The sequence below is a fragment of the Streptomyces sp. NPDC058239 genome, assembly GCF_042882185.1.
GTDB lineage: Bacteria > Actinomycetota > Actinomycetes > Streptomycetales > Streptomycetaceae > Streptomyces.
Genome location: NZ_JBHVWS010000121.1, coordinates 1 through 6,910, shown reverse-complemented (window position 1 = coordinate 6,910; position 6,910 = coordinate 1). Strand labels below are relative to the sequence as shown.

Here is a 6,910-nt window from a genome sequence, read left to right as displayed (position 1 = left end):
CACCCGCCGAAGCCCCCCACACAAAGCCGCAGCCGGCTCCCGCAAGAACGCCTCCAACATCGACGGCACAAAATGCACCGTCGACACACCCTCCCCCTCAATCAACCCCGCCACATACAACGGATCCCGATGACCACCCGGACGGGCCACCACCAACACCCCACCCTCCAACAACGGCCAGAAGAACTCCCACACCGACACATCAAAACCAAACGGCGTCTTCTGCACCACCCGCTCACCCGCAACCAGCCCGAACCGCGACTGCATCCACCCCAGACGATTCACCACACCCGCATGCGACACCACCACACCCTTCGGCCGCCCCGTCGACCCCGACGTGAACAACACATACGCCGCAAGCCCCGCCCCCAACACCCCACCACGCTCCACAACCGACAACACCGAACCATCAAACCCAGCCAACTCCACCACAGTCGACGGATCATCCAACACAATCTGCCGCACACCACCCGGCAACACCCCGGCCACAGCCCGACCCGTCACCACACACACCGCACCCGCATCCCCGAGCATGAACTCCACCCGCTCCACCGGAAGCTCCGGATCCACCGGCAGATACGCAGCCCCCGCCTTCAACACACCCAACAACGCCACCACCAGATCGACACCACGCTCCAGACACACCCCCACCACACACTCCGGACCCACACCCCGACCCACCAACAACCGCGCCAACCGGTTCGCACGCACATCCAGCTCCGCATACGACACCTCAACACCCTCGAACACCACCGCCACCGCATCCGGCGACCGCCCCACCTGCGCCTCGAACAACTCCGAAAGCGTCTCCGCCGACCCCTCAACCGCCGTGTCGTTCCACTCCATCAGAACCCGACACCGCTCCACCCCACCCAACACATCAACACTGCTCAACCGCAGATCCGAGCCGCCGCCCAACGCCTGCTCCAACGCGGAGACCAAGCCCTCCATGGCCGTGCCCACCATCGCCGCCACAGCGTCCGCGTCGATCGAAGCAACCGCGTCCACCGTCAGCCGCAGCCCCTCACCGTCGTCGTCGACGACAACGTTCACCGGGTAGTTGGTGCGTTCACGGGAGAACACCACCCTCATGCCCTCACCGACGTCGGCCACATCCCGGCTGAGGCCGACGTTGTGGCGGTAGTTGAGCATCGAGGTGAACAGAGGAGCGTCCCCCGACACGCCACTGGCCTGCTGCGCCAGAGCCAGCGGTGCGTGCTCGTGCTCAAGCAGTCCCGCAAGCTGGTCACGCATCGCCGCGATCGCCGACACCGCGGTGGTCTCGTCCACCCGCATCCGCACCGGCAGCGTGTTCATGAACGGACCAGGCACCCGGTCCGCACCGGCGCCGGCGTTCATGCGCCCGAACAGCACGGTGCCGAACACCACATCGTCCCTGCCACTCACCGCAGCAAGCACCCGCGCCCACGCCACATGCATCACCGTGGCCGGGCTCACACCCAGACGGCGCGCCACCTCACGCAGCCGCGCCCCGAGGTCCGCCGTGACGTCCCGTCGCACCTCAACCGAGTCCATGCCGTCCCCATGGACATCCACCAGGCCGTACGGCGCGGTCGGCTCGTCGACATCACCCAGCAGGTCGGCGAAGTACCGCTCGTGCTGGGCTCGCTCCACCCCGCCACGCGCCTGCGCCACGAAGGTCCGGAAGGGCAGCGGCTCGGGCAGTTCCTCCTCCCGGCCGGCGAGGAGCGTCTCGACCTCTCCCAGCAGGAGTTCGAGGCCGGTGTGGTCCTGGAGCATGTGGTGCACGCGAATCAGCAGCAGCCAACGACCGTCCGTGACAGCCGCCGCGTGCAGCCCGAGCAGCGGCGCCCGGCCCAGATCCACCGACAAGCCACCGACAGCCAGAAGCTGCTCGGCCGGATCGACACCGCTCGGATCGAGCTCGACGTCCACGACCGGGAGTTGGGCATGCCGCCACACCACCTGCACCGGCTCGCGCAGGCCCTCCCACACGATCGCGGTCCGCAGAATGTCGTGCCGCGCCACGACCTGCCGAAGCGCGCCGGCGAACGCGTCCAGCCGTTCACGGCTGTCGAACTCCATCACCGTCGGCAGGACATAGGTGTCCTCGCCGCCGTCGGCCAGCAGGTGGTGGAAGAGCAGACCCTCCTGCAACGGAGCCAGCGGGTAGACGTCGGCGACGTTCCCCGCACCGCCCTCGACCGTGGCGACGACCCGCTCGATCTCCTCAGCTGTCAGATCGACCAGCGGCAGCATCTCCGGCGTGATCGCCTCCGCGCCCTCCGGGATGGCGTTCGCCGGAACGACAACGCTCTCCGCACCGGACGCGGCAGCCGCAAGCCGAGCCACTGTCGGCGTCTCGAACAGCGCCCGCACCGATACCGAAACCCCACGCGTGCGCAGGACCTCCACCAGGCGGATCGCGAGGAGGGAGTGACCGCCCAGGGAGAAGAAACTGTCATCGACACCGACGCTCTCCACACCGAGAACCTCGGCGAACGCGGCACACAGCAGCTCCTCGCGAACCGTCGCCGGCCCACGACCGGAACCAACGGCGTACTCCGGCGCCGGCAGGGCCTTGCGGTCGAGCTTGCCGTTCACGGTCAGCGGGAGCGTGTCCAGGACCACGACCGCGGCCGGGACCATGTAGTCGGGCAGGCGCTCGGCAGCGAACCGCCGCACCGTCCCGGCAATGCCGTCCTCCACGACCGCGCCCGTGTCCCCGGCGGACACCACATACGCCACCAGACGCTTGTCACCCGGAGTGTCCTCACGCACGACCACCGCCGCCTGAGCGACCTGCGGGCAAGCAGCCAGTACGGCCTCGACCTCACCGGTCTCGATCCGGAAACCCCGCACCTTGACCTGGGCATCAGCCCGCCCCACGAACTCGAGCTCACCACCGGCCGTCCACCGCACCACATCACCCGTGCGATACATCCGCTCACCCGAACCAGCAAACGGCGACGCCACGAAGCGCTCCGCACTCAGCCCCGAACGGCCCAGATAGCCACGCGCCAGACCCCCACCCGCCACATACAACTCACCCGGCACCCCGACCGGAGCCGGCTGAAGCCGCTGGTCCAGGACATACAACCGCAGATCAGGAATCCCCCGCCCGATCACACTCGGCGCACCCTCCGCCGCCGCAGCCACACCCAACGGCGCATACGTGACATGCACCGTCGTCTCAGTGATCCCGTACATGTTCACCAACCGCGGCGCATCCTGCGGGTGACGGGCAAACCACTCCCGCAAACGCGCCGGATCCAACGCCTCACCACCGAACACCACCGTCCGCAGAGCGAGTTCCTCACCCAGCTCCGGCTCCAGCGCCTCAGCCTGCATCAGCTGATAGAACGCCGACGGAGTCTGGTTCAGAACCGTCACCCGCTCACGGGCCAGCAACCGCAGGAAGTCCTGCGGCGAACGCGACACCCCGAACGGGACCACCACCAGACGACCGCCATACAGCAGCGCCCCCCACAGCTCCCACACCGAGAAGTCGAACGCGAACGAATGGAACCACGTCCACACATCCGCCTCCCCGAACGCAAACCACCCCTCGGTCGCCGCGAACAACCGCGCCACATTGCCATGCGTGACCACCACACCCTTGGGCCGGCCCGTCGACCCCGACGTATAGATCACATACGCCGCATGCCCAGGCGACAGAACCCCACCACGCTCCACAGCGGACAACGACGCACCATCCAGCACCGCCAACTCCGCGACCACAGAAGGCTCGTCCAAGACCACCACGCCCGGGCCATCGGCCTCTTCCCCACCAGGCAGCCGATCACGGCACCCGAGATCAGTGACCACCAGCCCAGCAGCCGCATCCCGCAGCACGAAGGTGATCCGCTCGGCGGGATACGCCGGATCCACCGGCAGATAGGCCCCACCCGCCTTCACCACTGCCAGCAACGCAACGACCAGATCGACACCACGCTCCAGACACACACCCACCACAGACTCCGGCCCCACACCCCGGCCCACCAACAACCGCGCCAACCGGTTCGCCCGTCCGTCCAGCTCCGCGTACGACACCTCAACACCCTCGAACACCACCGCCACCGCATCCGGCGTCCGCGCCACCTGCGCCTCGAACAACTCCGGAATCGTCCCCACCGGCACCCCGACCGCCGAGTCGTTCCACTCCACCAACAACCGACCCCGCACAGCCTCATCCAGCACCTCGACGGCACTCAGCGGCAGGTCGGGGCCACCCTCCAACGTCCGCTCCAACGCGGACACCAAGCTCTCCGTAGCCGTGCTCATCAGGGCCACCACGGCGTCCGCGTCGATCGGAGCCACGGCGTCCACCATCAGGCCCAGCCCGTCACCGTCGTCGTCGACGGCGATGGTCAGCGGGTAGTTGGTGCGCTCACGGACGAACACCACCCCGATGCCGTCGGAGAGCTCGGCCATTTCGCGGCTGAGGACGACGTTGTGGCGGTAGTTGAGCATCGAGGTGAACAGAGGAGCGTCCCCCGGCACGCCACTGGCCTGCTGCGCCAGAGCCAGCGGTGCATGCTCGTGCTCAAGCAGTCCCGCGAGCTGGTCACGCATCGCCGCGATCGCCGACACCGCGGTGGTCTCGTCCACCCGCATCCGCACCGGCAGCGTGTTCATGAAGGGACCGGGCACGTCCTCACCGGCGCCGGTGTTCATGCGCCCGAACAGCACGGTGCCGAACACCACGTCGTCCCGGCCACTCACCGCAGCAAGCACCCGCGCCCACGCCACATGCATCACCGTGGCGGGGCTCGCACCCAGCCGCTGCGCCACCTCACGCAGCCGCGCCTCAAGGTCCGCGGCAAGGTCCCGCCGCACCTGGACCGAGTCCATGCCGTCGCCGTGGGCGTCCACCAGGCCGTAGGGCGCGGTCGGTTCGTCGACGTCACCGAGCATGTCGGCGAAGAACGCCTCGTGCTCCCCGCTGTCCTGCTGGGCGCGCGCCTGCGCCACGAAGGTGCGGAACGGCATCGGCTCCGGCAGCTCGGCGGCCCGCCCGGCAAGGACGGTCTGCACTTCGTGGAGCAGCAATTCCAGCGTCGTGTGATCCTGCACCATGTGGTGCATCCGCAGCAGCGCCAGCCACCGGTCCCCCGGTGCGACAGCCACATGGAGCCCGAACAGCGGTGCGCGGTCCAGATTCATGGACAGGCCGCCGGCAGCCAGAAGCTGCTCGACCGGAACGACGCCGCGCGGGTCGAGTTCGACCTCCTCGACGGGCAGGACGGCGTGCCGCCACACCACCTGCACCGGCTCGCGCAGACCTTCCCACACGATGGCGGTACGGAACGTGTCGTGCCGGTCCATGACCTGCTGAAGCGCCTCGGCGAACGCGTCCAGCCGCTCGCGGGAGTCGAACTCCAGCACAGTCGGCATGACGTAGGCGTCCTCACCGCCGTCGGCCAGCAGGTGGTGGAAGAGCAGGCCCTCCTGCAAGGGGGCCAGCGGGTAGATGTCGGCGACATTCGCCGCGCCACCGTCCACGGTCGCCACGACCCGCCCGACTTCCTCGGCGGTCAGATCGACCAACGGGAGCATCTCCGGCGTGATCGCCTGCGCACCCTCCGGAATGGCGTTCGCCGGAACGACAACGGTCTCCACCCCGGACGCAGCCGCCGCAAGCCGAGCCACCGTCGGTGTGTCGAACAGTGCCCGCACGGAGACAGACAACCCACGGCTCCGCAGGGCCTCCACCAGCCGGATCGCGAGAAGGGAGTGGCCGCCCAGGGCGAAGAAGCTGTCATCGACACCGACGCTCTCCACACCGAGAACCTCGGCGAACGCGGCACACAGCATTTCCTCGCGAACCGTCGACGGCCCACGGCCGGAACCAACGGCGTACTCCGGCGCCGGCAAAGCTCTCCGGTCCAACTTGCCGTTCACCGTCAGCGGCAACGCGTCCAGAACCACCACCGCGGCCGGAACCATGTGGGCGGGCAGCCTCCCGGCCACCACCTCCCGCACCGAGTCCGGAAGTTCGTCCCGGTCCGCACCCTCACCCGGCACGACATACGCAACCAGGCGAACATCACCAGGAGTGTCCTCACGAGAAACCACCGCAGCCTGAGCAACCAGGGAATGACCGGCCACCGCGGCCTGCACCTCACCCAGCTCAATACGGAAACCCCGCACCTTCACCTGCTCATCAGCACGCCCCGCGAACACCAACCTCCCATCCGCCGTCCACCGCGCCAGATCCCCCGTCCGATACATCCGCTCACCCACCACACCCGACACACCGAACGGGCACGCCACAAAACGCTCCGCACTCAACCCCGGCCGACCGTGATACCCACGCGCCAGACCCGCACCCGCCACATACAACTCACCCACCACACCCACAGCCACCGGCTCCAAACACCCATCCAGCACAAACATCCGCGTATTCGCCATCGGCGACCCGAACGGCACCACACCATCCACACCATCCGCATCCACCACCCCCGTCGCCACAATCACCGTGGCCTCCGTCGGCCCATACGTATTCACCAACCGCCGACCCCGCGCCCACAACGCCGCAACACCCGGCTCCACCGCCTCCGCACCAATCACCAACGACCCCACACCCACCAGATCAGCCGGCTCCAACACCCCCAACAACGACGGCACCACACTCGCCGACCGCACCCCCGCCGACACCACCAACTCCCGCAACAACCCCGGCTCAGCCCGCTCCGCCACACCAGCCACCACCAACGAACCACCCCACCCCAACGTCACCGCCACATCCAGAACCGACGCATCAAAACTGAACGACGCAAACTGCAACACCCCCACACCCGGCCCCACCTCCATCAACGGACCGAACACCGACACCAGATTCGCCAACCCCCCATGCCGAACCGCCACACCCTTCGGCACACCCGTCGAACCCGACGTATAAATCACATACGCCAAACCATCCGCC

The 6,910-nt window shown here is 68.0% G+C and carries 1 protein-coding gene; it reads right to left on the bottom strand.

The window, feature by feature from the left end:
* A partial coding sequence (locus ACFVYE_RS47015; protein ID WP_389609719.1) for an amino acid adenylation domain-containing protein occupies positions 1-6,900 on the bottom strand: 6,900 nt, incomplete at its 3' end.
* Positions 6,901-6,910 lie beyond the last annotated feature (10 nt).